Source organism: Burkholderia sp. MSHR3999, assembly GCF_000833595.1.
Lineage (GTDB): Bacteria > Pseudomonadota > Gammaproteobacteria > Burkholderiales > Burkholderiaceae > Burkholderia > Burkholderia ubonensis.
Map to the genome: position 1 here is coordinate 631,736 of NZ_JRFO01000006.1, position 25,771 is coordinate 657,506.

26 protein-coding genes and 1 pseudogene are annotated in these 25,771 nt (G+C 66.6%); 10 read left to right on the top strand and 17 right to left on the bottom strand.

Features of this window, described 5'->3' with window-relative positions; genetic code table 11:
- Positions 1-38: 38 nt before the first annotated feature.
- The 6 genes from phaP to KY49_RS20155 form a co-directional block, all read right to left on the bottom strand.
- A complete protein-coding gene (gene phaP / locus KY49_RS20130) occupies positions 39-617 on the bottom strand; it encodes a TIGR01841 family phasin (RefSeq protein WP_042586320.1) in 579 nt (192 codons plus the stop codon).
- A gap of 536 nt (positions 618-1,153) precedes the next feature.
- Complete coding sequence (locus KY49_RS20135; protein WP_042586321.1) at positions 1,154-1,918, bottom strand: ParA family protein; 765 nt, start codon at positions 1,916-1,918, stop codon at positions 1,154-1,156.
- 142 nt (positions 1,919-2,060) lie between these two features.
- Positions 2,061-2,504 carry a hypothetical protein gene (locus KY49_RS20140; RefSeq protein WP_042586322.1) on the bottom strand — a complete coding sequence of 148 codons (444 nt, stop codon included), beginning with the start codon at positions 2,502-2,504 and terminating at the stop codon, positions 2,061-2,063.
- Between the two features lie 520 nt (positions 2,505-3,024).
- Positions 3,025-3,633, bottom strand: a complete 609-nt coding sequence (locus KY49_RS20145; RefSeq protein WP_042586323.1) for a hypothetical protein — start codon at positions 3,631-3,633, stop codon at positions 3,025-3,027.
- A 30-nt stretch (positions 3,634-3,663) separates the two neighbouring features.
- The gene (locus tag KY49_RS20150) at positions 3,664-3,978 is read right to left on the bottom strand and encodes a RebB family R body protein (RefSeq protein ID WP_042586324.1); all 315 of its coding nucleotides are present in this window, start codon (positions 3,976-3,978) and stop codon (positions 3,664-3,666) included.
- Positions 3,979-4,092: 114 nt separating this feature from the next.
- A complete protein-coding gene (locus KY49_RS20155) occupies positions 4,093-4,650 on the bottom strand; it encodes an RNA polymerase sigma factor (RefSeq protein ID WP_042586325.1) in 558 nt (185 codons plus the stop codon).
- 296 nt (positions 4,651-4,946) lie between these two features.
- Between KY49_RS20155 and KY49_RS20160 the strand changes: the two genes are divergently transcribed.
- A complete protein-coding gene (locus KY49_RS20160) occupies positions 4,947-5,621 on the top strand; it encodes a Crp/Fnr family transcriptional regulator (RefSeq protein ID WP_042586326.1) in 675 nt (224 codons plus the stop codon).
- A 160-nt stretch (positions 5,622-5,781) separates the two neighbouring features.
- Here the strand turns inward: KY49_RS20160 and KY49_RS20165 are convergent, their stop codons facing one another.
- The 6 genes from KY49_RS20165 to KY49_RS20190 form a co-directional block, all read right to left on the bottom strand.
- Positions 5,782-6,105, bottom strand: a complete 324-nt coding sequence (locus tag KY49_RS20165; protein ID WP_042586880.1) for a RebB family R body protein — start codon at positions 6,103-6,105, stop codon at positions 5,782-5,784.
- Between the two features lie 189 nt (positions 6,106-6,294).
- Complete coding sequence (locus tag KY49_RS20170) at positions 6,295-6,672, bottom strand: RebB family R body protein (protein WP_042586327.1); 378 nt, start codon at positions 6,670-6,672, stop codon at positions 6,295-6,297.
- Positions 6,673-6,822: 150 nt separating this feature from the next.
- Positions 6,823-7,149: a RebB family R body protein gene (locus KY49_RS20175; protein ID WP_010096375.1), complete on the bottom strand. Its 327-nt coding sequence runs from the start codon at positions 7,147-7,149 to the stop codon at positions 6,823-6,825.
- Between the two features lie 92 nt (positions 7,150-7,241).
- Positions 7,242-7,922: a hypothetical protein gene (locus tag KY49_RS20180; protein WP_042586328.1), complete on the bottom strand. Its 681-nt coding sequence runs from the start codon at positions 7,920-7,922 to the stop codon at positions 7,242-7,244.
- Between the two features lie 382 nt (positions 7,923-8,304).
- Entirely contained in the window at positions 8,305-8,856 is a 552-nt protein-coding gene (locus KY49_RS20185; protein ID WP_042586329.1) for a single-stranded DNA-binding protein, read from the bottom strand.
- Between the two features lie 102 nt (positions 8,857-8,958).
- Positions 8,959-10,146 carry an MFS transporter gene (locus KY49_RS20190; RefSeq protein ID WP_042586330.1) on the bottom strand — a complete coding sequence of 396 codons (1,188 nt, stop codon included), beginning with the start codon at positions 10,144-10,146 and terminating at the stop codon, positions 8,959-8,961.
- A gap of 263 nt (positions 10,147-10,409) precedes the next feature.
- Between KY49_RS20190 and uvrA the strand changes: the two genes are divergently transcribed.
- Both uvrA and KY49_RS20200 read left to right on the top strand, forming a co-directional pair.
- The gene (gene uvrA / locus KY49_RS20195; protein WP_042586331.1) at positions 10,410-13,295 is read left to right on the top strand and encodes an excinuclease ABC subunit UvrA; all 2,886 of its coding nucleotides are present in this window, start codon (positions 10,410-10,412) and stop codon (positions 13,293-13,295) included.
- A 244-nt stretch (positions 13,296-13,539) separates the two neighbouring features.
- Positions 13,540-14,628, top strand: a complete 1,089-nt coding sequence (locus KY49_RS20200) for an AI-2E family transporter (RefSeq protein WP_042586332.1) — start codon at positions 13,540-13,542, stop codon at positions 14,626-14,628.
- An 88-nt stretch (positions 14,629-14,716) separates the two neighbouring features.
- Here the strand turns inward: KY49_RS20200 and purU are convergent.
- The 5 genes and pseudogenes from purU to KY49_RS20225 form a co-directional block, all read right to left on the bottom strand.
- Positions 14,717-15,603, bottom strand: a pseudogene (gene purU / locus KY49_RS20205) (formyltetrahydrofolate deformylase).
- A 75-nt stretch (positions 15,604-15,678) separates the two neighbouring features.
- Positions 15,679-16,536 carry an NUDIX hydrolase gene (locus KY49_RS20210; protein WP_042586333.1) on the bottom strand — a complete coding sequence of 286 codons (858 nt, stop codon included), beginning with the start codon at positions 16,534-16,536 and terminating at the stop codon, positions 15,679-15,681.
- Positions 16,537-16,546: 10 nt separating this feature from the next.
- Positions 16,547-17,161 (bottom strand): LysE family translocator, encoded by a 615-nt coding sequence (locus tag KY49_RS20215; protein ID WP_042586334.1) that lies wholly within the window; start codon positions 17,159-17,161, stop codon positions 16,547-16,549.
- 26 nt (positions 17,162-17,187) lie between these two features.
- Positions 17,188-17,754 carry an adenine phosphoribosyltransferase gene (locus tag KY49_RS20220; protein WP_010090674.1) on the bottom strand — a complete coding sequence of 189 codons (567 nt, stop codon included), beginning with the start codon at positions 17,752-17,754 and terminating at the stop codon, positions 17,188-17,190.
- A gap of 82 nt (positions 17,755-17,836) precedes the next feature.
- Positions 17,837-19,843, bottom strand: a complete 2,007-nt coding sequence (locus KY49_RS20225) for a monovalent cation:proton antiporter family protein (RefSeq protein WP_042586881.1) — start codon at positions 19,841-19,843, stop codon at positions 17,837-17,839.
- 126 nt (positions 19,844-19,969) lie between these two features.
- On the opposite strand from KY49_RS20225, the gene kdsD reads away from it, so the two are divergent.
- The 7 genes from kdsD (at position 19,970) to hpf (ending at position 25,764) form a co-directional block, all read left to right on the top strand.
- Positions 19,970-20,953 (top strand): arabinose 5-phosphate isomerase KdsD, encoded by a 984-nt coding sequence (gene kdsD / locus KY49_RS20230; protein WP_042586335.1) that lies wholly within the window; start codon positions 19,970-19,972, stop codon positions 20,951-20,953.
- A complete protein-coding gene (locus KY49_RS20235; protein WP_042586336.1) occupies positions 20,953-21,489 on the top strand; it encodes a KdsC family phosphatase in 537 nt (178 codons plus the stop codon). The genes kdsD and KY49_RS20235 overlap by 1 nt, the downstream gene beginning before the upstream one ends.
- Before the next feature lie 3 nt (positions 21,490-21,492).
- Positions 21,493-22,107, top strand: coding sequence for an LPS export ABC transporter periplasmic protein LptC (gene lptC / locus KY49_RS20240; protein ID WP_042586337.1), 615 nt, complete (start codon positions 21,493-21,495; stop codon positions 22,105-22,107).
- 20 nt (positions 22,108-22,127) lie between these two features.
- The gene (lptA, locus tag KY49_RS20245) at positions 22,128-22,793 is read left to right on the top strand and encodes a lipopolysaccharide transport periplasmic protein LptA (protein ID WP_042586338.1); all 666 of its coding nucleotides are present in this window, start codon (positions 22,128-22,130) and stop codon (positions 22,791-22,793) included.
- Positions 22,790-23,566, top strand: a complete 777-nt coding sequence (gene lptB, locus KY49_RS20250) for an LPS export ABC transporter ATP-binding protein (protein WP_010090668.1) — start codon at positions 22,790-22,792, stop codon at positions 23,564-23,566. Before lptA ends, lptB begins: the two co-directional genes overlap by 4 nt.
- A gap of 165 nt (positions 23,567-23,731) precedes the next feature.
- Positions 23,732-25,237 carry an RNA polymerase factor sigma-54 gene (locus KY49_RS20255; protein ID WP_042586339.1) on the top strand — a complete coding sequence of 502 codons (1,506 nt, stop codon included), beginning with the start codon at positions 23,732-23,734 and terminating at the stop codon, positions 25,235-25,237.
- 158 nt (positions 25,238-25,395) lie between these two features.
- On the top strand, positions 25,396-25,764 hold the full coding sequence (gene hpf / locus KY49_RS20260) for a ribosome hibernation-promoting factor, HPF/YfiA family (protein WP_010090666.1): 369 nt from the start codon (positions 25,396-25,398) through the stop codon (positions 25,762-25,764).
- Positions 25,765-25,771: the final 7 nt, after the last annotated feature.

Below are 25,771 nucleotides of genomic sequence, written 5' to 3' on the forward strand. Positions count from 1 at the left end.
GCGTCGATCGATGCGTCGCGCGATCGCGCGACGCGCGCTCAGGCCGCCGATTCGCGCGCGCCCGCGTCCCTGCGGGCGGCGCCCGCCGCCTGCTTGCCGTTGCGCGCGGACGCGCCGACCGCGTCGAGGCCGCTCTGCGCCGCCTCGATCACCTGGCCCGTTGCCGCACGCACCGATTCCGCCGCCGCGGTGGCCGCGGACAGCGCCGTGTTGAAGGCAGCGACCACCGGAGCCGTGCCGGCCGGCGCGTGCTTCGTCAGCTCGCCGATCACGTCCTTCAGGCGCTTGTCGTTCTGCTCGTACTGCGCTTGCGCGACTTTCGCCCACTCGGCCTGGGTCGCCGTCGCGATGTCGAGCAGATGGCGGCCATACGACGCCGCCTTGGTGACCGTCTGCTGCGACGCGCCCAGTTGGTGCGTGATGAATTCGGCCGGGCTGTTGCCGCTGAAGGCGCCCTTCAGGCTGTCTTCGTATTCCGTCAGCGCCGTCTTGGTCGCCTGCAGGTTGAGGTCGACCACGGCCTCGAAACCGCGCAGCGCCGGATGGGCGACAGCGAACCAGGCAGCGACGCCGGATTGGTAATCGGCGACAAGTTTTTCGGGGGCGAAAAAGGACATCGGAACGCTCCTGTTTACAATTCGACAGTTTGTATAGGAAATACGGATGCCGAACATTTCGTTCGGTTTCTTATTTATCGCACATCATACATTGTTTGCGCGACGTTTAGAGTGTCCATTCTAGTTGCATTAATTGTCAATCGATTGGCATCAATACTCGGTATAAACCCTAATTCGTCAACACCCGCACCAATCGGGTCTGGCGGTAATTAATTTCAGGGCCATGTCGCAAACACCCGCCTGGAAACGATTTTCACATTTTGACTACTTTCTGACCGAATCAGCAGGCAAGCTTTACACACCGATTATTATGATTAATGAAAAATTGGTGCGCGCTTATAGACAAATCATTTATAGATGAATCGCACCCACTGAAAACGTTTTTGCTGATTTTCATCAAAATCGTTTTCACGATTATTTTCAAAAAACGGGAATAAGGCCGGGCGCAGGCCGGCAACGAGACATGGCGAGAGCGGGCGCCGCGCATGCATGCGCGGGCGTGGGATGGCGGTGATTCGGGTAGCGCGGCGGCGGCGTCAGCCGGCCAGTTCCTGGTGCAGTGCGCGGAATTCCTGCGCGAGCTTGTGCCCCGGTTCGAGATGAATGACGGGGGTCGCACGCTGATGCGATTCGCGGATCTTCACCGACGACGACAGCCGCGACGCGAGCACGGGCAGCCCTTCGCCGACGAGTTCGTCGACGAGCTGCTGCGGCAGGCTCGCGCGCGGCTGGAACTGGTTGATCACGATCCCTTCGACCTCGAGCCCCGCGTTGTGGTCCTGCTGGATCTCCTTCACGTTCTCGAGCAGCGTGTACAGCGCGCGGCGCGAGAAGTCGTCGCAGTCGAACGGGATCAGGCAGCGCTCGACCGCGATCAGCGCGGACCGCGTGTAGAAATTGAGCGCGGGCGGCGTGTCGATGTAGACCGCATCGTACGCGTCGAGCTCGTTCAGCGCGTCGCGCAGCTTGTAGATCTTGTAGCGGGACTCGAGCTTGCCGTGCAGCGCATCGAGATCCGGATGCGCGGGCATCACGTCGAGATTCTCGAACGGGGTCGGATGAATGTACGACGCGGCGTCGACCGGCCGGAAGTTGAACGTCAGCGCGGTTTCGAAGAAGTCGGCGACGGTCGGCGCAGTGCCGGCGGCGCGCTCGCCGAGCAGGTACTGGGTCGAGTTCGCCTGCGCGTCCAGGTCGATCACCAGCGTGCGCAGCCCTTCGCTCGCGCTGATCGCGGCGAGATTGCAGACGATCGTCGACTTGCCTACGCCGCCCTTCTGGTTGAACACGACACGCCGCATGGTCCCCTCTCGATCGAAGCGCCAAAGGGTGCAGCATAGCCGAACATTCGTGGCTGCGTCGTGACGCGCCATAAATGCATCGGCCGCGGCAAAGCGCGGCCGATGCGGGAAAAACGGTGCTCGATCATCGCGCACGTCGGGCTTACACGTCGACCCACGCGCCGACCTGCCGATACTGGATGCCCCCGTTGTGCATCCTCGCCTGCAGATTGCCGTCGGGCAACTGCACCCAGTCCAGGATATTCAGCTGCTGCATCAGCGCGACGAAGAAGTTTCGCACCTGGGCCGACGCGTTGTTCTGCCAGATGTCGATGCGCCCGAGACACGCGCGCAGGTTGCCGTTCGCCTGCATGATCGCGCCGACCTGTCCTGCGACGTTCGACGCCGGATCGTAGACGGGCGTGCCGTCGGCGCTGACGATCGACAGGTGGATCGCGCGCACCGAAAGCGCCTGGCCCGGCGTTTCCTCGACCAGCGCGATGCAGCTCGTCATCGCGCCGAAATCGATCTCGGGCGCGTCTCCCCAGACGCGCTCGCCTACCGGCAGCGGCGCGGGACCTTGTACGTGCTGAAGGATGTAGGGCATGTTTTCCTCGCGTAAGTTGAATGGACCTTGGAATCGAACGAATCGACGGCGCCGTTGATGGAGTGTTGTCGCCGGCCGAGTCAGCGTCAATCGACTCGTTTTCACGGGCGTCATTTCCCGGAACGTTCGTCATCCAGAATACCCATTCGCTCGTGCGAAGCAGTGCGGACGTCGGCATCTCGCGCGCCGCACGCGTCTCATCGGACGACGGTGCGAGGCCTGCCTCCGCTGCGGCACGCGACGCGCCGGGTCAACCGGCAGCGTGCCTGCGTCGGCGAACCGGTCCGCATCGCCGGCGGCACGCGGCGCCCGGGCTCGAAGGCCGGACGCGCGCCCAGCGCCGCCCGGCGCCGGGCCTTCGATCGCTGCAGATCGCTCGCCCTCCGGGCGGGCGTACCGCCACAGCTTGCGCCAATACGAATCAGGCAATTCATCGACGCCTCCTCGCGCTCGTGCAGGGTGTTGAAACCGGAAAGCAGCCGCGACCGGCACGTCACCACCGAACCATCGCCAAACGAGCCTAGCCGCCCTTCTTGTCCAGCAGCGCCTGATACTTCTGCAGGCTTTCGTCGATCTTGTCGAGCGCGATGCTCGCCGCCTCGCCTTCGATCGCTTCCGCCGCGCCCGCCACCATCGCCGCGGTCGCGACGAACAGGTCCGTCAACAGCAGCCCCATCGCGTCCATCGCCATCCCCTTGACGTCTTCATCGACGGTCTTCTGCGCCAGGTCCTTCATCAGCACGCTCTTGCCGGCGATCGCCAGCGACGTGGACGCCTCGAAGTAGTTCGCCGCCGCCTGCGCCACCAGGCCGCCGGCCTGCGTGATCATCATGTTCGGGCCGACGGCGATCTGGGTCGTCGCGTAGGACGCCGCCTCCGCATTGATCGCCTGCACCGACTGCATCGACGCATGGCCGGGCCATTCCGGCTCGCGGATCTGGTTCGGCGCCTTCAGCGTATCGGTGAGCCGTCGCAGACGACTGACCGGCCACGATCGTGCGCCCGCCTTCGACGCGCCCGCGCGCGGATCGGCCACTGCCGGCGCCGCCGCGCCGGCTCCGTGTTGCGCGACGTCGTGCGTTGCCGCCGCGTCGTCGTCCTGCCCGCCCTCGTTTCCTATCGTATTCATAGTTCAAGAGTCCTGAAAATCGGCACGGCGCTACTGCGACAAACCAGGCGGCAGCACGCCGCGCTGCACGTCTCCACCTGGCGGCGTGCCCGGTGGCGTGCCACCCTGCGCGCTCTTGGGCGACACCTCGACGGCCAGAATCATCGCCACCGCCTTGGACACGACCGCGTTCGAGATCTGGTTCAACGCCGCCTGCTGCTGCGTCATGTTCTGCGCCGAGATGCCGACGGCCTGGCTGAACATCTGGTAGAGCGTGCCCAGCGCCTGAGCGGGAGATCCCGCGACGACGTTGACGTTGGACTGCGTCACGGCGTCGGTGATCTGTTCATTGACTTTGTCTGCCACGAGGCCTCCTTGGATCTCGGGTCCCGCATACGGTGGAAGAAACGCGCAGGCCGCAATGGCGTCGACGCCGCATCTGCCGTTACGGACGCTGCGGGCCTGCGTTTGTGAACGCACTCAGGCCAGTTCCTCGCGCAACTTCTTGCGCAGCAGTTCCACGCGCTTTCTCGCCAGCGCTTCGTTGATTCCGAGCGTGGCGGCGATGTGCAGGTACGGCCGGTCTTCCTCGAACTTCAGCGCGAACAGCGTCTGCTGCTGCGGCGGGAGCAGGGACAGCGCGTGCTCGAGACGCAGCAGCTGCTGCCTGAGCAGGAGCTGCTGCTCGACCGACGGCGTGTGGCCCGCCAGCTCGACGACGTGATCGTCATCCCAGCCCGCATCGAATTCGAGCACGCAGCTTTCGCGGCGACGCCGCCGCGCGCAATCGAGAAACGCGTGGTTCAGCGCCAGGAACAGAAAGCCGGCGAGGTTCTGCACCCGGTCGGGCGAACGCTGCAGGTAGATATGGACCTTCAGCGCCGTATCGGAAAGCAGCTCGTCGGCGCGATGAACATCGCCCTTGCACAGGAGGCGCGCGCGGCGGCGCAATTTGCCCTCCATTTCCCGCCAGGTGCTGTCGAGCTGTTGCGTCAATGAGGCATTGGCTGGGGTCTCGCGCTGGTTTGAGGTTTTCATCCCGTGCCTTCCTTTTTTATGGAAAACACAGAATCGATTCGAAGCCGCGGATAACGCTGTTACCCGCGTAACAACGAAATTAAGCGGCTCGATTTAATGAATATTCTTGATTATTATGAACGGAAATTCTTAATCTCCCACCCCGGCAGGACCGCCGCTCTTCAATGTGCGCCGGGAGCGACCGCCCGGGACATGACCGACTATTACGTCATCTTGATTATTCCGCTTTCACGCTGCTCACGAGGCAACGTTTTCCGCTAGGTGGCTGCACTGACAAACAACCGCGCACGGGAAACATGTCTGCCTTCGCCAACATTCAAGCGCTGCGCAATATACCGATACTCACGGAGCTCCCTGAAAGCCTTCTCGCGCATATCGCGCGGCATCTCATGCCCTGGCCCGAGCACGGCAACCGCCTGCTGTTCTTCAAGGGAGACCCGGAGGATTTCGTGGCATTCGTGCATCGCGGCCGCGTCTACAAGACGCTGCACGAACCCGGCGGCCGCGAAATCATCCTGGGCCACTCGCTGCCGGGCGAGCTCATCGGCGAAAGCACGCTGCTGCGCGCTCAGCGGCGCAGCTTTACCGCCCAGCTCAGTTCGGACTGCCGCATTTCGCTGCTGCATCGGCAGCATTTCGCACCGTTGCTGGCGAACGCCGATTTCATGGACCGCATCTACGAGCAGTTGTGCCGGCACATCCATCAGCTGAGCGATTTCGTGGAGTCGGCGTGCCTGTACCGGCTGGAGGCAAGGCTCGCGCGCCATCTGCTGAACCGCATGCAGGGCGGCGATCAGGAGGTGCCGCTGCCTGAGAATCAGAGCATCCTCGCGGCCATGCTCAATGTCAGCCGCCCGCGGCTGAACAGCAGCCTGCAGAAATTGCAGCGCGAAGGCGTGATCCGGCTGCACGGGCAACGCGTGACGATCGAAAAGCCGGAGTTGCTGCGGGGCATCGTCGACGCGAACTGACGTGCCGGCGCGAACGATGGCGTCCGGCGCAAGGGCGCATCGCCCGGCGGCGTCGCTTCGGCGCGGCGGAACGCGTCGAACCCGGATTCCGCGGCCGGATGTGCGCACCGGGTGAAGCTCCCTTCAATCCCCCTGCCTCACACCCGGCGCGCAGCGAAGGTCATCCTCGCCAGTGCCTGAGCGCATTCATGAGTTGCGCAACTGCGGCCAGCTGCGATGTAAAGGAGGAGTTCGCCGCCTGCGCCGCGGCGGCGATCGCGGCCGGCGAGGTGCTGTAGAGCTGCATGATGCCGACGGTCGTCGCGGCCTGGTTGGATGCGGCCTGGTTCGCCTGCATCTGCACCGCGTTGTGAAGCAGGATCGACGTCGCATGGCTGTTCGACTGCAACAGCGTGCCCGACGCCATGGCGGGCGCCTCGCCGACCACCTTCGTGTTGACCTGCGTGACGGCGTCGGTGATCGCAGGGGAAACCTGTTCCGGCATGTCGTTACTCCTGGATTGCCTGCGGCCGCCGACGAGGCGCGGCGCAAGCATCGGTGGATCGGATGGCGGCGCGCGCCTGCCGGCGTCGTCATGGCGGCGCGGGCGGCTGCCTTTGCATGGATCGGTGCGGCGTCATGCGTCGGCGGCGGCCGGGGTGACCAGGCCGCCGTCGACGTCGGCGCCGGCGCGTCAGGATTGCTTCTTCTTCCCGATCGTCTCCGCGATCGCAATCACGTCGGCCAGCACGGCAATCACGCCGTTCGACCCGATTTCCGTGGCGGCGGCGCCGGCGCTTGCCGGCCCGAGCGTATAGAGCTGCATCGTGCCCACGTTTGTCGAGGTCGGCAGTTGCACCGCGGATTGCGACTGCTGCTGCACGGCGTTCTCGAACAGGATGCTGAGCGAATGGCTCTGGGCCTGATAGAGCGAGCCCATCGCCATCGCTGGCGCTTCAGCGACTACCTTGACGTTGGCCTGCGTGACGGCATCGGTAATCGCGGGGTTGACGATGCAGGTCTTGCAATTGCAAGGGTCCTGATCGGGGATTTCGGGTCCTGGTCCTGCCATGGTTGTTTCTCCTGGTTGGCTGACAGCCGCAACGGAGTCTCGGCGCAGCTCGGTTGATCAGTTATCCGGAACGATGAACGGCATGACGTCGGCGATGGCGACGGCTCACGCCACTGAGCCGCCGCTCAACCCCGGCGTCGCGCCAGCGCCTTAAATCACCTTCGCGATCGCGATCACGTCGGCCAGCACGGACAGAATCCCGTTCGCCCCGATTTCCGTGGCGGCGGCGCCCGCGCTTTCCGGCCCGATGGTGTACAGCTGCATCGTGCCCACGTTCGTCGAGGTCTGCGACTGGATCGCCGCCTGCGACTGCTGCTGCACCGCGTTCTCGAACAGGATGCTCAGCGAATGGCTCTGGGCTTGATAAAGCGAGCCCATCGCCATCGCTGGCGCTTCGGCGACCACCTTGACGTTGGCCTGCGTGACGGCATCGGTAATCGCAGGATTGACGTGGCAGACATGGCAGTGTTCGGACATCTCTTGCTCCTTGGTTCACGTGACGGTTGCGAGGTCGCACGTCGAAGGCTGGCTGACTCGGCGTTGGTCCGCTTTTCCGCTTGGCCCGCGTGCTACTTCAAGGACGCTTGGTCGGAGGTATCGTGAACGGGCGGCGACGCGATATCCGGCAACACTGCCGGGGCCGCGGCGGGTGCGGGTATGTCCGGCTCCTTCAGGCATGCGTCGAGGTTCTGCAGCCATTCGTGGATGGCCTGCACGCGTTCGGCGAGCGGATCGACGTATTGCCGGAAGCACGCTTGCATTTCCTGCTTGATGAGGCCGGTCAGCTGCTCGCCGATCAGCATCAGTGCCTGACGCGTACTGTCCTGGATGTCGGCCGCGCCCGACTGCGGATTCGCGGCGGGTTGTCCGTCCGACGGCTCGCGTGCATCGAGCATGCCGGAGAGCTTTCTCTGCTCCGTTGCCAGCACGCCGAGCGTCGCCTCGTTCTGCGCGTCGATCGACTGCAGGATGCCGCGCATCTTCTCGTAGGCTTTCTGCTGATTGAGCTGCAGGAAGTGCTTGATCTGCTCCCGCACTTCCTGGCGGGTCTTCAGCGGGGCAAGCGGCGGGTTCGTGGCGGGCGACTGCCGAGGAGGCTGCGAGCCCGGAGCGACTGCCGGCGCCTGCTGGTCGGCCGCCCGGCGCGACAGCCGCTCCAGCAGCGCCTTCTCCTCCCCCGGCGCCAAAGCCCGTCCCAATTGTTTCTCGGCGAACTGCCGCAGCAGAGGATCGAGCGCGTCGTTACTCATGGCTCGTTCCTCCTCGATGTGCGCCGGCGGCGACGGCCGGCAGCGATGCGGACAGGTTGCGGAGTTTGACGCGACGTAACGCTGAAGCCGCTTCGCAGACGCGATTCGGTGCATCTCGCATGGTGTTCTCCCGGTATGGATGCGCGACAAGTCTCGCCGGAAATTTCGGCAGGACTGTTGCAGGGACGAACGTGGCGAAGGGGATGTGAAGCCGGGTGGAATCCTGGATCCCGGACAAGAAAGCAAATCGACGAGCCGGGCGGGGTCCAGTTCGAAGAAAGCGGCGCATGAGTCTGGACCTGCCAGACGGTCGAGACCAAACAAAAAGCCCGTAACCGCGAGGGTTACAGGCTTTTTGTTTATGTGATGCAGAAGCTGATCGTCAGAACGGAATATCGTCATCCATCTCGTCGAACCCGCCGCCGGCCGGCGCGCTCGGACGGCTCTGCGCCGCACCGCCGCCACCGCCACGCGCCGCGCCGCCGGCACGACCGCCGCCACCGCCACGCTCCATCTGCTCGCCACGGCCGCCGCCACCGCCGTAGCCGCCGCCGTAACCGCCTTCGTCACCACCACCACCGCCGCCGCCGCCCGAACCACCGCGGCCGCCGAGCATCTGCATCTGGTCGGCGACGATTTCGGTCGAGTAACGGTCCTGGCCGTCCTGGCCTTGCCACTTGCGGGTGCGGATGCGGCCTTCGATATACACCGACGAACCCTTCTTCAGGTATTCGCTGACGATTTCCGCGAGGCGGCCGAAGAACGCGACGCGATGCCACTCGGTCATTTCCTTGAACTCGCCGCTCGCCTTGTCCTTGTAGCGGTCGGTCGTCGCGAGACGGATGTTCGCAACCGCGTCGCCGCTCGGCAGGTAACGGACTTCAGGATCGGCGCCGAGATTGCCGACGAGGATGACCTTGTTGACGGATGCCATGTGTTTCTCCAATAGATTCGATGCCGGGCCGCTCGCGAATCGCGTCGAGCCGGCCCGCCGGGCTGCCCGGCAAGCCCCGCCGATGCGAGCCCGGATAAGGGATCAGGCCTTGCGCGGCGGCGCCTTCATGCTGGCCGCGATTATAAGCCACGCGGCCACGAGGCCCGAGCACGCGTAGAACACCGTGTTCGCGCCGCCATGCTTGAGCAGCCACCCGCCCACGACGCCGCCGAGCGCGAGCCCGATCGATTGCGTCGTGTTGTACACGCCCGTGGCCGCGCCCTTGCGCGAGCCCGGCGCGAGCTTCGAGACCAGCGACGGCTGCGACGCTTCCAGGATGTTGAATCCCAAGAAATAGACGAACAGCACCGCGGCCACAATCAGGATGGTATGCGGCGTGCTGCCCAGCAGCAATTGGCCGATCAGGATAGCGAGGATGCCGCCGAGCAGCACGGGCTTCATCTTGCCCTGCTTTTCCGCGACGATGATCGCCGGCACCATCATCACGAACGCGAGCGCCATCACCGGCAGGTAGACCTTCCAGTGCGACGCGACCGGCAGCCCGCCGTCGACGAGCAGGCGCGGCACGACGAGGAACAGCGCGGTCTGCGTCGCATGCAGCACGAGCACGCCGAAATTGAGGCGCAGCAGCTCGGCGTTGTGCAGCACTTCGGAGAACGGCGCGGGCACGTGCACGGGCTTCGCCGCATTCGGCACGACCCACAGCACGACGCCGATCGCGAGGATCGACAGCACGCCGACGAGCGCGAACAGCCCGTTCATCCCGACCCAGTGGAACACGATCGGCGCGCCGACGATCGCGACCGCGAACGACACGCCGATCGAGCCGCCGACCATCGCCATCGCCTTGGTGCGGTTCTGCTCGGACGTCAGGTCCGCGATGAACGCGAGCACCGCGGACGACACGGCGCCCATCCCCTGGATCACGCGGCCGACGATGATCCACGTGATGTCGTGCGCGAACGCGGCGACGAAGCTGCCGATCGCGAAGATCAGCAGGCCGGTCGCGATCACCGGCTTGCGCCCGAACCGGTCGGACGCCCAGCCGTAGAAGATGTAGAGCAGCGACTGCGTGACGCCGTAGGCCCCGAGCGCGATGCCGACGAGCAGCACGTTGTCGCCGCCCGGGATGGTTTTCGCGTAGACCGAGAACACCGGCATGATCATGAACAGGCCGAGCATGCGCAGCGCGAAGATCGCGGCGAGCGACGTGGTCGCGCGCAATTCGGGCGCAGTCATGCGGGAAGACGTGGCGGACGGATTGGACATCGGGAGTGAATTTCGAATGATCGGAATGTCCGCCCGGCAGCGGGCGGCGGAAGATCACGGCCGTCGGCCCGGGCGGGCGGCCGGGTGCGACGCGAGCCATCGGCAGGCCGCGCTCCGGCACGCGCAAGGCCGTGCGGCGGGCAGCCGTCCCGGCGCGGGCGGCGGCCTTGCTGACAGCTGCTGCAAAGGTCGGGAGCCCCGAACGACGGTCTCGAAAAGCCGTTATAGTAGCAGGTTTGGTCCCCCTCCTTTTCGCCAGGTTCATGGAACAGATTCGTATCCGTGGGGCGCGCACCCACAACCTGAAAAACGTCAATCTCGACCTGCCGCGCCACAAGCTGATCGTGATTACCGGGCTGTCCGGGTCGGGCAAGTCGTCGCTCGCGTTCGATACCCTTTATGCGGAAGGGCAGCGCCGCTACGTCGAGAGCCTGTCCGCGTACGCGCGCCAGTTCCTGCAGCTGATGGAGAAACCGGACGTCGACCTGATCGAGGGCCTGTCGCCCGCGATCTCGATCGAGCAGAAGGCGACGTCGCACAACCCGCGTTCGACCGTCGGCACGGTCACCGAAATCCACGACTACCTGCGACTTTTGTACGCACGGGTCGGCACGCCGTATTGCCCGGACCACGAGATCCCGCTCGAAGCGCAAAGCGTGTCGCAGATGGTCGACGCGGCGCTCGCGCTGCCCGAGGACACCAAGCTGATGATCCTCGCGCCCGTCGTCGCGAACCGCAAGGGCGAGCACGCCGAGCTGTTCGAGGACATGCAGGCGCAGGGCTTCGTGCGCTTTCGCGTGCGCTCGGGCGGCGGCACCGCGAACGAAGGCGTCGCGAAGATCTACGAGGTCGACGCGCTGCCGAAGCTCAAGAAGAACGACAAGCACACGATCGACGTCGTCGTCGATCGTCTCAAGGTGCGCCCGGACATGAAGCAGCGCCTCGCCGAGTCGTTCGAGACGGCGCTGCGCCTCGCGGACGGCCGCGCGATCGCGCTCGAGATGGATACCGACAAGGAACACCTGTTCAGCTCGAAGTTCGCGTGCCCGATCTGCTCGTACTCGCTGCAGGAGCTCGAGCCGCGCCTGTTCTCGTTCAACAACCCGATGGGCGCGTGCCCGGAATGCGACGGCCTCGGCCAGATCACGTTCTTCGATCCGAAGCGGGTCGTCGCGCACCCGTCGCTGTCGCTCGCCGCGGGCGCGGTGAAGGGCTGGGACCGGCGCAACCAATTCTACTTCCAGATGCTGCAGAGCCTCGCGGCGTTCTACGAATTCGACATCGACGCCGCGTTCGAGGATCTCCCCGAGAAGATCAGGAAGGTGCTGCTGTACGGCTCCGGCAAGCAGACGATCCCGTTCTCGTACATCAACGAGCGCGGCCGCACGACGATCCGCGAGCACGTGTTCGAGGGGATCATCCCGAACCTGGAGCGTCGCTACCGCGAGACCGATTCGGTCGCGGTGCGCGAGGAGCTGTCGAAGTACCAGAACAACCAGCCGTGCCCGTCGTGCGACGGCACCCGCCTGCGCCGCGAGGCGCGCCACGTGCGGGTCGGCGCGGGCGACTACGCGCGCGCGATCTACGAAGTCAGCGCCTGGCCGCTGCGCGACGCGCTCGGCTACTTCGACGGCCTGACGCTCGAAGGCGCGAAGGGCGAAATCGCCGAAAAGGTGATCAAGGAAATCGTCGCGCGGCTGACCTTCCTGAACAACGTCGGCCTCGACTACCTGTCGCTCGAGCGCAGCGCGGAAACGCTGTCGGGCGGCGAGGCGCAGCGCATCCGGCTCGCGTCGCAGATCGGCTCGGGCCTCACCGGCGTGATGTACGTGCTCGACGAGCCGTCGATCGGCCTGCACCAGCGCGACAACGACCGCCTGATCGCGACGCTCAAGCACCTGCGCGACCTCGGCAACTCGGTGATCGTCGTCGAGCACGACGAGGACATGATCCGCACCGCCGACTACGTGGTCGACATGGGCCCCGGCGCGGGCGAGCACGGCGGCGTGGTGGTCGCCGAAGGCACGCCGAAGCAGGTGCAGGCGAACGCGGCATCGCTGACCGGCCAGTACCTCGTCGGCAAGCGCACGATCGAGTATCCGGACGAGCGGATCGCGCCCGAGCCGGACCGGATGCTGCGCATCGTCGACGCGCACGGCAACAACCTGAAGCACGTCGACCTCGAGCTGCCGGTCGGCCTGCTGACCTGCATCACCGGCGTGTCGGGCTCCGGCAAGTCGACGCTGATCAACGACACGCTGTATCACGCGGTCGCGCGCCACCTGTACGGCTCGTCGGCCGAGCCGGCGCCGCACGAGGCGATCGAGGGCCTCGAGCATTTCGACAAGGTGATCAACGTCGACCAGTCGCCGATCGGCCGCACGCCGCGCTCGAACCCGGCCACGTATACGGGCCTGTTCACGCCGATCCGCGAGCTGTTCTCCGGCGTGCCGACCTCGAAGGAGCGCGGCTACGATCCGGGCCGCTTCTCGTTCAACGTGAAGGGCGGCCGCTGCGAGTCGTGCCAGGGCGACGGCGTGCTGAAGGTCGAGATGCACTTCCTGCCGGACGTCTACGTGCCGTGCGACGTCTGCCACGGCAAGCGCTACAACCGCGAGACGCTCGAAGTCCTGTACAAGGGCAAGAACATCAGCGAAGTGCTCGACATGACGGTCGAGCACGCGTACGAGTTCTTCAACGCGGTGCCCGTCGTCGCGCGCAAGCTGAAGACGCTGCTCGACGTCGGCCTCGGCTACATCCGCCTCGGCCAGTCGGCGACGACGCTGTCGGGCGGCGAGGCGCAGCGCGTGAAGCTGTCGCTCGAGCTCTCCAAGCGCGACACGGGCCGCACGCTGTACATCCTCGACGAGCCGACCACCGGCCTGCACTTCCACGACATCGCGCTGCTGCTCGAAGTGATCCACCGGCTGCGCGACCAGGGCAACACGGTCGTGATCATCGAGCACAACCTCGACGTGATCAAGACGGCCGACTGGGTGATCGACCTCGGCCCGGAAGGCGGCGCGGGCGGCGGCCAGATCATCGCGCAGGGCACGCCCGAGCAGGTCGCGAAGACGAAGGCGAGCTTCACCGGCAAGTACCTCGCGCCGCTGCTCAGGCGCACCAGCCGCAAAGTCGCGGCGGGCTGATCCCGCCGCGCCGCGCGCGGCCGAACGGTTGCGCGCGCCCCCTCCCCGGCCGCCGTTCGACGGCCCGTCGGCGTTTTCCCTTTTTGCGTTCGCACCACGCACCAAATGGTCCCGTGGCGGCTCATAATGGCGGCTATACTTTACGGTCGTAAGGTTCGCCATCCGCACCAATCCGGTGCAGCGAAGGGCGAACGCCGCCGGCCGGACCTCGCATGGCCGGGCGCACGAACGACACCAGGAAATCATGACGGAGAAGCAACACGAGTCGCCGCGCGACGCGCAGAACAAGGAGCCGCACCTGCGCAGCGTCCGGCTGACGAGCGACTTCAGCCTGCCGAAACTGTCGGCGATCGAGATCGGCAGCTACCTGCTGGCGCTCCTCTCGATGTGGCTCGTCCTCGAGCTGAAGCTGCTCGGCGGCATGCTGGCCGGCCTGCTCGTCTACCAGCTCATCCACACGATCGCGCCCGTGATCGAACGGCACACGACGAGCATGCGGGCACGCTGGGTCGCGGTCGTGCTGCTGTCCGTCGCGATCGTCGGCGCGCTGACGGGCCTCACGATCGGCATCATCGAGCACTTCGAGCACGCGGTGCCGAACCTGCAGGGCCTGCTCGGCCAGCTGATGCAGATCGTCGAGCAGACCCGCGCGCGCACGCCGGCCTGGATCGCGAACCTGCTGCCCGTCGACGTCGAGCAGATGAAGACGAAGGCGGCCTTGCTGATGCACACGCACATGGACCAGCTCCAGCAGAGCGGCAAGAGCGTCGCACGCGGCTTCGGCCACGTGCTGTTCGGGATGATCATCGGCGCGATGATCGCGATCGGCGTCGAGCACGGCAAGGTGCGCCGGCCGCTGTCGACCGCGCTCGTCACGCGCGTGTCGCGCTTCGCCGACGCGTTCCGCCGGATCGTGTTCGCGCAGATCAAGATCTCGGCGATCAACGCGTTCTTCACGGGCATCTACCTGCTCGTCGCGCTGCCGGTCTTCCACGAGCATCTGCCGCTGTCGAAGACGCTCGTGCTCGTCACGTTCATCGTCGGCCTGCTGCCGGTGATCGGCAACCTGATCTCGAACACGCTGATCGTCGCGGTGTCGCTGTCGGTGAGCATGGGCACCGCGATCGCGTCGCTCGCGTTCCTCGTGGTCATCCACAAGCTCGAGTACTTCCTGAACGCGAAGATCATCGGCGGCCAGATCGAGTCGCGCGCGTGGGAGCTGCTGCTCGCGATGCTCGTGATGGAAGCCGCGTTCGGGCTGCCGGGCGTGATCGCCGCGCCGATCTTCTATGCGTATTTGAAGCGCGAATTGCACACGCTTCGGCTGATCTGATCCGCTCGGCCCGGAATCGTCCGCAAGCAAAAACGCCGCGCCCTTGGCAGGGCGCGGCGTTTTGCTTTCTGCTCGGGTGAACCGCGGCTCAGCGGAACACGACCGTCTTCGTCCCGTTCAGCACGATCCGGTGCTCGACGTGCCACTTCACCGCGCGCGCGCGAGCGTCACGCACTCGACGTCGCGGCCGATCGCGGTCAGCTGGTCCGGCGTCATGCTGTGATCGACGCGCTCCACTTCCTGCTCGATGATCGGGCCTTCGTCCAGGTCGGTCGTCACGTAGTGCGCGGTCGCGCCGATCAGCTTCACGCCGCGGTCGAACGCCTGGTAGTACGGCTTCGCGCCCTTGAAGCTCGGCAGGAACGAATGGTGGATGTTGATCGCGCGCCCGGCGAGCCGCTCGCACATGTCCTGCGACAGGATCTGCATGTAGCGCGCCAGCACGACGAGGTCGGCCTGGTGCTCGTCGATCACTTCCAGCACGCGCGCTTCCTGCGCGGCCTTCGCGGCGTCGGACGAGCCGCCGACGAGCGGGAAGTGATGGAACGGGATGTCGTAGCTCGCGGCGAGCTGGTAGAAGTCCTTGTGGTTCGACACGATCGCCGGGATCTCGATCGGCAGCTGGCCCGTGCGGTAGCGGAACAGCAGGTCGTTCAGGCAATGGCCGATCTTCGACACCATGATCACGACGCGCGGCTTCACCGCCGCGTCATGCAGCTCCCAGCGCATCGCGAACTGCTCGGCGAGCGGCGCGAACTGCGCGCGCAGCGTGTCGAGCGTCGCCGCGACGTCCGCGCCGCTGCCGTTCTGGTCGAAGTGCACGCGCATGAAGAATTCGCCGGTGCGGCTGTCGCCGAACTGCGCCGAGTCGAGGATGTTGCTGCCGCGCTCGAACAGGAAGCCCGAGACCGCGTGGACGATGCCGTGCCGGTCGGGGCACGACAGTTTCAGGATAAAGCTGTGATCGGCCGACATGACCGTACTCCCTTCGTTTCCGTATTCGTGAAAATGCTGGCGCGCGCAACGGCCACGCGCGGCCGGCGCCGCGCGTCAGGCCGCCGGCGCGAACAGCGCGTCGATGCCCGCCGCGTCTTGCGGCGCGAGCCAGCGGTGGCGCAGCAGCGTGTCGAGCGTCGCGAGGCTCGCATCGAGCGTCGCCCGGCCGTCCCGCAGCCACCCGATCACCTCGGGCACGCCGGCCAGCAGGTGCTCGGCGACTTCGCCGTCCTGGTTGTGCGGCGCGAAGTCGCGCGGCAGCGGCAGGTCGTAGACGAACAGCAGTTCGGACTGCGTGCCTTCCGGCAGCGAGCAGAGCACCTGCACCGCGCGGCCCGCGATCGCGCGCGCCGCCAGTTCGGGCGGAATGCCGGCTTCCTCCCAGCACTCCTTGGCCAGCGTCTCGTGAACGCTCAAGCCCCAGCCGATGCCGCCCGCGACGACGTTGTCGAGCATGCCGGGGTCGGTTGCCTTGGTCGCGCTGCGGCGGCCGAGCCACATCTGCGGCGCAGCCGGCGCCCCTGGGCGAACCGCATATTCTACGATGCCGTTCAAATGCACCGCATAAGTCTGCGTGCCGAAGAACCGCGACGCGGCCCGCTCGATGTACGCGAGCGGCGGATCGTCGAAGCGGTTGCGGATCGCATAGATCTCGTCGCGCCAGCCGGGAATCGCGCCTTCGGCCGCGAGCGCGCCGATCGCGCTCGCGAGCGCCATGCTGCGCGCGTCGACCGTGTCGTAACGGTCGGACAGCGTGACGCGGTCGTCCGTCAGATCGAACACGTCGGGCCAGCGGGCGAGCCGCGCTGCGTCGGAACGCCGCACCCAGCCCACGGCCAGGCCGGCGATCACGAAACGCAGGTGCGCGGCCGGGTCGAAGCGGCGCGCGGCCGCAATGCACGGAAACGTCATGCAGCCCCCTTCAGTCCTTCAGCGCGACGCGGATGCCGATCGCGATGAACGTCGCGCCGGCGATCCGGTCGAGCCACACGCCTGCCTTCGGCCGGCGCTTCAGCCACGTGCCGATCGCGCCGGCGCACACGCCGAACAGCGAGAAGATCGCGGCCGTCTGCAGCATGAACAGCGCGCCGAGCTCGAACATCTGCAGCGTCACGCTCTGCGCGCCGTGGGCATCGACGAACTGCGGCAGGAACACGACGAAGAACAGCGTCACCTTCGGGTTCATCAGGTTGCCGATCACGCTCTGGCGGAAGATCGACCACAGCGGCTGCGGCGCGCGCTCGTGCGCGGTCGCGAGGCCCTGGCTGCGCAGCGCCTTGATGCCGATCCAGATCAGGTACGCGGCGCCCGCGAGCTTCAGGATCTGGAACGCGACCGGCGACGAACGCAGCACCGCCGCGACGCCGAGCGCGGCGAGCGTCGTGTGGAACGTCACGCCGGCGGCGAAGCCGAGCGCCGCGACGAGGCCGGCCGCGCGGCCCTGCGAGATGCCGCGCGCGAGCACCTGAAGGTTGTCCGGGCCGGGCGCGAACGTGATCGCGATCGACGTGGCGAGAAACAGCATGAAGTTCGGCATCGTGACCTCGCTGCGTAAGCCGGCGCTCAGTGTCCGGCGAATTCGGTGACGGTATAGACGGGCAGCCCTGCGTTGCGCAGCAGCGCCGAGCCGCCGAGATCCGGCAGGTCGATGATCGCCGCGCCCTCGACGACGACCGCGCCGAGCCGCTGCAGCAGGTTGCGCCCCGCCATCATCGTGCCGCCGGTCGCGATCAGGTCGTCCATGATGATCACGCGGTCGCCGGGCCGGCACGCATCCTCGTGGATCTCGACGGTCGCGCTGCCGTATTCGAGGTCGTACGATTCGCGCTGGGTCTTGTACGGCAGCTTGCCGACCTTGCGGATCGGCACGAAGCCGACGCTCAGCTCATACGCGACGATCGGCGCGATGATGAAGCCGCGCGCGTCGAGGCCCGCGACGTAGTCGAGCTTCGCGTCGACATAGCGCTCGACGAACAGGTCGACCAGCACGCGCAGCGCCTTCGGGCTTTGCAGCAGCGTCGTGATGTCGCGGAACTGCACGCCCGGCTGCGGCCAGTCGGGCACCGTGCGGATCTGGCTGTGGATGAAGGCGGCCGGATCGACCGGCGCCCCCGACGACGAATGCGGCATGAAGCTCTCCGAAAAAAACGGTGCGCGACGTTTCGGGCACCGTTCAGAAAATACGGGTCAGGTTATGGATCTGGATCGCCGCTCACGCGGCCGTGGCTGGCGGCTCGCGCCGATGGCGCGACAGGCGCTCCTCAGCAAGCGCCAGCGCTTCGGGCAGCCCGCGCAGCACGACGATGTCGCTCGCGCGCAGCTTGGTCTGCGGATCCGGCTCGACGCCGCGAATCCCGTGCCGGCGGATCGCCGTCACCTCGAGCCCGAGCGCGAACAGCCCGATCTCCTCCAGCGAGCGCCCGACCGCGTCCGCGCGCGCGTCGACCGGCACCGATTGTAGCCGCACCTGCTCGTGGTCGTCGTCGTCCGCGTCGTCGGCGCCGCGGAAGTAGCCGCGCAGCAGGCTGTAGCGCTCGTCGCGCATCTCCTCGACGCGCCGCACGACCTTGCGCATCGGCACGCCGACCAGCACCAGCGTATGCGACGCGAGCATCAGGCTGCCCTCGACGATTTCCGGGATCACCTCGGTCGCGCCGGCGGCGAGCAGCTTTTCCAGGTCGGCGTCGTCGACGGTGCGCACGATCGCCGGCAGCGTCGGCTCGAGCTCGTGCACGTGGTGCAGCACGCGCAGCGCCGACGGCGTGTTCGCATAGGTGATCGCGACCGCCGCCGCGCGATGGATGCCGGCCGCGAGCAGCGACTCGCGGCGCGCCGCGTCGCCGAACACGACCGACTCGCCCGCGGCCGCGGCCGCGCTCACGCGATCGGGGTCGAGGTCGAGCGCGACGTACGGAATCCCTTCCTGCTCGAGCATCCGCGCAAGGTTCTGGCCCGCGCGGCCGTAGCCGCAAATGATCACGTGGCCGCGCTGCTTGAGGCTCTGCGTCGCGATCCGGGTCATCTGCAGCGACTGCTGCATCCATTCGGTCGACGACAGCCGCATCACGATCCGGTCGGCGTTCTGGATCAGGAACGGCGCGGCGAGCATCGACAGCAGCATCGACGCGAGGATCGCCTGCAGCAGCGTCGCATCGACGAGGTGCCGGTCGAGGATCAGGTTCAGCAGCACGAAGCCGAACTCGCCGGCCTGCGCGAGGCCGATGCCGGTGCGCATCGCGACGCCCGGCGTCGCGCCGAACAGCCGTGCGAGCCCCGTGATCATCGTGCCCTTGAACAGGATCTGCCCGACGAAGAAGCCGAACACGAGGAGCGGATGCTCCCAGATCACCCGCGGATCGAGCAGCATCCCGGTCGTCACGAAGAACAGGCCGAGCAGCACGTCGCGGAACGGCTTGATGTCTTCCTCGACCTGATGGCGGAACGGCGTCTCGGCAATCAGCATCCCCGCGATGAACGCGCCGAGCGCGAGCGACAGCCCGAACTTGTCGGTGAAGAACGCGGCGCCGAGCGTGACGAGCAGCAGGTTCAGCACGAACAGCTCCTGCGAGCGGCGCCGCGCGACGACGTTGAGCCAGCGGGTCATGAAGCGCTGCCCGACGATCAGCAGCAGCGCGAGCGCGATCACGATCTTCACGGCCGCGAACCCGAGCGTGAGCATCAGGTCCTTCGACGACTCGGCGCCGAACGCGGCGATCACGATCAGGAGCGGCACGACGGCCAGATCCTGGAACAGCAGCACGCCGAAGATGTTGCGGCCGTGCTCGGTCTCGATCTCGAGGCGCTCGGCGAGCATCTTCGACACGATCGCCGTCGACGACATCGCGAGCGCGCCGCCGAGCGCGATGCAGCCCTGCCACGTGATGTGCATCCAGCGCTCGAACAGCGCGCCGAGCACGAGCGCGAGCACGAGCGTCGCGACCACCTGCAGCAGCCCGAGGCCGAACACGAGCCGCTGCATCGCCCGCAGCTTCGCGAGCGAGAACTCGAGGCCGATCGAGAACATCAGGAACACCACGCCGAATTCCGCGAGATGCTCGGCCCGCTCGAGGTCCGCCGCGATGCCGAACGCGTGCGGGCCGACCAGGATGCCGACGGTCAGGTAGCCGAGCATCGGTGGCAGGTTCAGCGAACGGAATACGACGACGCCCACCACCGAAGCCAGCAGCAGCAGGAGCGTCATTTCGAGCGGGGAAATCACGGGCGAAGCGTCCTCGGTCGTCGGGGCCACGGCAAAGCAGGCGCGGCATGGTGGCGGGAGACAGGCGACATCGGACGAGTCCGAACGGCCGGCGCGGCGAACAAACGCCTTTGCTATACTCCGCGCATGATAGCGAAAATCAATGATGATCGGGCGCTCGCGCTCGCCCGCGACGTGCTCGACATCGAGGCGGACGCCGTGCGCGCACTGAGCGAGCAGCTCGACGGCGACTTCGTCAAGGCCGTCGCGCTGCTGCTCGGCTGCGGCGGCCGCGTGGTGGTCTCCGGAATCGGCAAATCGGGGCACATCGCCCGCAAGATCGCGGCCACGCTGGCCAGCACCGGCACGCCCGCGTTCTTCGTCCATCCGGCCGAGGCCAGCCACGGCGACCTCGGGATGGTCACGGCCGACGACGTGTTCATCGGCATCTCGTACTCCGGCGAGTCGGAAGAGCTCGTCGCGATCCTGCCGCTCGTGAAGCGGATCGGCGCGAAGCTGATCGCGATCACGGGCCGCGCCGAATCCAGCCTCGGCCAGCTCGCCGACGTCAACCTGAACGCCGCGGTCGCGAAGGAAGCGTGCCCGCTCAACCTCGCGCCCACCGCGAGCACGACCGCCGCGCTCGCGCTCGGAGACGCGCTCGCGGTCGCGGTGCTCGACGCGCGCGGCTTCGGCTCCGAGGATTTCGCGCGCTCGCACCCGGGCGGCGCGCTCGGCCGGCGCCTGCTCACCTACGTGCGCGACGTGATGCGCACCGGCGACGAGATTCCGTCCGTCGGGCTCGACGCGACGCTGTCCGACGCGCTGTTCCAGATCACCGCGAAGCGGATGGGGATGACGGCCGTGGTCGGCGCCGACGGCAAGGTCGCCGGGATCTTCACGGACGGCGACCTGCGCCGCGTGCTCGAGCGCGACGGCGATTTCCGCCGGCTGCCGATCGCCGACGTGATGACGCGCCAGCCGCGCACGATCGGGCCGGATCACCTGGCGGTCGAGGCGGTGGAACTGATGGAGCGCCACCGGATCAACCAGATGCTGGTGGTCGATGCCGACGGTGCGCTGATCGGCGCGCTGAACATGCACGACCTGTTCTCGAAGAAGGTGATCTGATGACCGCTGCGCTGACCGCAGCCGAGCGCGCGAGCCGTGTGAAGCTGATGATTTTCGACGTCGACGGCGTGCTGACCGACGGCGGCCTGCTGTTCACGGCCGCCGGCGACGCGATGAAGTCGTTCAATTCGCTCGACGGGCACGGCGTGAAGCTGCTCGGCGAGGCCGGCATCGCAACCGCGATCATCACGGGCCGCAAGTCCGAGATCGTCGCCGCGCGCGCGAAGGAAATGAAGATCGCGCACCTGTTCCAGGGCGCCGAGAACAAGCTCGCGGTGTTCGGCGAGCTGGCCGCGTCGCTGGGCATCGCGCCGCACGCATGCGGCTACATGGGCGACGACTGGCCCGACCTGCCGGTGATGCTGCGCTGCGGCTTCGCTGCCGCGCCGGCGAACGCGCACCCCGAGGTGATCGCCCGCGCGCACTGGGTCGCCGAGGCCCGCGGCGGCCAAGGCGCGGTGCGCGAGGTCTGCGACACGATCCTGCGCGCGCAGCGCCGCTACGATGCGCTGCTCGCGCAAGCCTGCGGGGCCTGACGGATGAATCCTCAATTCCGCTGGACCCAGCTGCTGCCGCTCGCCGCGGTCGCGGCGCTCGCGGGCATCACCTGGTGGCTGCTGCAGGCGACGCTGCCGCCGCCCGGCGAAGGCCCCGCGCAGCAGAAGCAGCACACGCCCGATTATTTCGCGGACAACTTCTCGGTGACCGAGCTCGACCAGTCGGGCACGACCCAGTACCGGCTGACCGCGGCGAAGCTGATCCACTACGAGGACACCGAGTCGAGCGACCTGACCACCCCGGCGATGCGCGCGTTCCAGCCCGGCAAGCCGGTCGTGACGACCACCGCGAAGCGCGGCACCGTCAACGGCGACGTGTCGATCGTCGACCTGTACGACGACGCGCGCATCCTGCGCGCCGCAGGCGGCGGCGATCCGCAGATGCAGGCGGATTCCCAGCATTTCCGGATCTTCGTCAATGATGATGTGATCCAGACCGAAAAGCCGGTTAAACTTCAGCGCGGCCTGTCGCTCGTCAACGCGACCGACGGCATGAAGTACAACAACGTCACCCGGGTCATCGAGCTTTACGGCAACGTGCGCGGCACGATCGCCGCGTCGGACGCGTCCGGCGGCTCGAAAGGTCAACCCAAGTAACTCATCCCACGCGTGACTGCATGAACGAATCGTTCCCGTGTCAGATTTACGGCGGCGCCCGGCGCGCTGCCCGCGCCGCGCTCGCCGCGACGCTCGTGGCGCTCCCGCTGGCCGGGCTGGCGCCGCTCGCCCACGCCGAAAAGGCCGATCAGGGCAAGCCGATCAACGTCGAAGCGGACAACCTGACCTACGACGACCTGAAGCAGGTCACCATCGCGACCGGCAACGTCGTGATCACGAAGGGCACGATCGTCATCAAGGGTGATCGCGTCGAAGTGCGGCAGGATCCGGAAGGCTATCAGTACGCGACGTCGTACGGCAGCGGCAAGAAGCACGCGTCGTTCCGCCAGAAGCGCGAAGGGCTCGACGAGTACATCGACGGCGACTCGGAACGCATCGACTACGACGGCAAGCAGGACCTGACGACGCTCACGACCGCCGCGACCGTGCGCCGCCTGCAGGGCACGTCGACGATCGCCGACACCGTGCACGGCAGCGTGATCACCTACGACGGCCAGCGCGACTTCTACACCGCGCGCGGCGGCAAGGACGTCGCGGCGCCGGGCAACCCGAACGGCCGCGTGCGCGCGATGCTGTCGCCGCGCAACGGCGGCCCCGCCCCGCTGAACGGCGCGCCGGCCAAGCTGGCGCCGTCGACCTCGATCCAGGGGGCGCCGGGCCAATGAACGCGTTACCGAACCGCCAGCCGGCCGGCACCAGCAGCTCGCTCGTCGTGCGCAACCTGAAGAAGCGCTACGGCTCGCGCACGGTGGTCAAGGATGTGTCGCTCGACGTGAAGAGCGGCGAAGTCGTCGGCCTGCTCGGCCCGAACGGCGCCGGCAAGACCACGTCGTTCTACATGATCGTCGGGCTCGTGCCGCTGGATGCGGGCGAAATCTCGCTGAACGGCAGCTCGATCAGCCTGCTGCCGATCCACAAGCGCGCGTCGCTGGGGCTGTCGTACCTGCCGCAGGAAGCGTCGGTGTTCCGCAAGCTGACCGTCGAGGAAAACATCCGCGCGGTGCTCGAGCTGCAGCACGACGACGGCGGCAAGCGCCTGTCGAAGGACGCGATCGCGTCGCGCACCGAGGCGCTGCTCGACGAGCTGCAGATCGGCCACCTGCGCGAGAATCCGGCGCTGTCGCTGTCCGGCGGCGAACGCCGCCGCGTCGAGATCGCGCGCGCGCTCGCGACCAACCCGAGCTTCATCCTGCTCGACGAGCCGTTCGCGGGCGTCGACCCGATCGCGGTGCTCGAGATCCAGAAGATCGTCAAGTTCCTGAAGCAGCGCAACATCGGCGTGCTGATCACGGACCACAACGTCCGCGAAACGCTGGGCATCTGCGATCACGCGTACATCATCAGCGACGGCACCGTGCTCGCCGCCGGCGCGCCGAGCGAAATCATCGAGAACGAAAGCGTGCGCCGCGTCTATCTCGGCGAACATTTCCGCATGTAACCCGTCGTCGAGGACGCGCCCCGCCCGGTCACGCCGCGCGGGGCTGCGCGCTGTTTCACCGCCCCGTTTGCGGCCCGTTCGAGGCCGAACGGGCGCCGCGCGTAATCGCGGATGGCTCAAGGCGCCTGGGTCGTGGCAAACTTCCGGTATGACTCCCTCCTTGCCATGAAAGCCAGCCTTCAACTCCGCCTGTCGCAACACCTGGCGCTGACGCCGCAACTGCAGCAGTCGATCCGGCTCCTGCAGCTGTCGACGCTCGAACTGCAGCAGGAAGTGGCGATGGCGGTCGCCCAGAATCCGCTGCTCGAGAGCGACGACGAATGGATCGCGAGCCCGCTGCGCGTTGCCGCGGACGGTTCGCTGATCGCGCAGACGCCGCCCGCGTCGAACGCCGAGCCGATGGCGGCCACGAACGGCGCCGGCCAGACCGGCGAGCGCACCGAACGCGACGAGCCTGCCGCGGCCGACGACTACGACGGCTACGCGTCCGGCGACAGCGACGGCCCGCAATGGAACCTCGACGAATTCGGCCGCGCGAGCGGCGCGTCGGATGACGACGACCTGCCGCCGCTGCAGGTCCAGGAAGCGGCGACGTCGCTGCGCGACCACCTGTCCGCGCAGCTGCGCGTCACGCAGGCCGGGCCGCGCGACCGTGCGCTCGTGATGTTCCTGATCGAATCGCTCGACGACGACGGCTACCTGACCGCCACGCTCGACGAGGTGCTCGCCGACCTGCCGCCCGAACTCGAAGTCGATTGCGACGAACTGAACGCCGCGCTCGCGCTGCTGCACAGCTTCGACCCGGCCGGGGTCGGGGCCCGCTCGGCATCCGAGTGCCTGAAGCTGCAATTGCTGCGGCTCGATCCGTCCCCGACGCGCACGCTCGCGCTCGAGATCGTGTCGCAATATCTCGAGCTGCTCGCCGCGCGCGACTTCACGCGGTTGCGCAAGCACCTGAAGGCGAACGACGACGCGCTGCGCGACGCGCACGCACTGATCCGCTCGCTGGAGCCGTTCCCCGGCGCCGCGTACGGCAAGGCCGAAGCGGACTACGTCGTGCCCGACATCATCGTGAAGAAGGTCGGCCAGGGCTGGCAGGCGGAGCTGAATCCCGAAGTCGTGCCGCGCCTGCGGATCAACAATCTCTACGCGAACATCCTGCGCAACAGCCGCGGCGATCCGTCCGCGGGTTCGCTCAAGCAGCAGCTGCAGGAAGCGCGCTGGCTGATCAAGAATATCCAGCAGCGGTTCGACACGATCCTGCGAGTTGCGCAGGCTATTGTCGAACGTCAGAAGAATTTCTTTGCGCACGGCGAAATTGCCATGCGCCCCTTGGTTTTGCGGGAAATAGCTGATACGCTGGGCCTACACGAGTCGACTGTCAGCCGTGTGACAACCGGGAAGTACATGCTGACCCCGTTCGGGACGCTTGAATTTAAGTACTTCTTCGGATCTCACGTCTCGACCGACACCGGTGGCGCCGCATCGTCGACCGCCATCCGTGCCCTGATCAAGCAACTGATAGGAGCCGAAGACACCAAATCGCCTCTTTCGGACAGCCGCATTGCCGAACTGCTGGCAGAACAAGGCTTCGTGGTCGCGCGCCGCACGGTTGCCAAGTATCGCGAAGCCCTCAAGATCCCGGCAGTGAATCTGCGCAAGTCTCTTTAAGCCTGCTGCCTGCCCGGCGGCAGGCGTGTTCCGGCCACCGCGCATACGGGGAACAGGCCGGGCGACTTGTCCGCCAACTGCCGCACCGTGCGGCACGGGCATGTCGACCGGAGCGCCGCCTCGATGCGGCCGCGTGGTCACTCGCTTGGAGAAGCACTATGAACCTGAAGATCAGTGGACATCATCTCGAAGTCACGCCTGCAATTCGCGAATACGTGATCACCAAGCTGGACCGGGTGCTACGGCATAGCGATCAGGTGATCGATGGCACTGTGATCCTCTCGGTCGACAACCACAAGGAAAAGGACAAGCAGCAACGCGCGGAAATCAATCTGCATCTGAAGGGCAAGGACATCTTCGTCGAAAGCGCAAACGGCAACCTGTACGCGGCAATCGACCTGCTGATCGACAAGCTGGACCGTCAGGTCGTGAAGCACATGGAGCGCCTGCAAACGCACGCGCACGATCCGATCAAGCTTCAGCCGGCGGTCGAGCAGTTCGAACAGATCGAAGTGCCGCCGCAATGACCTGCGA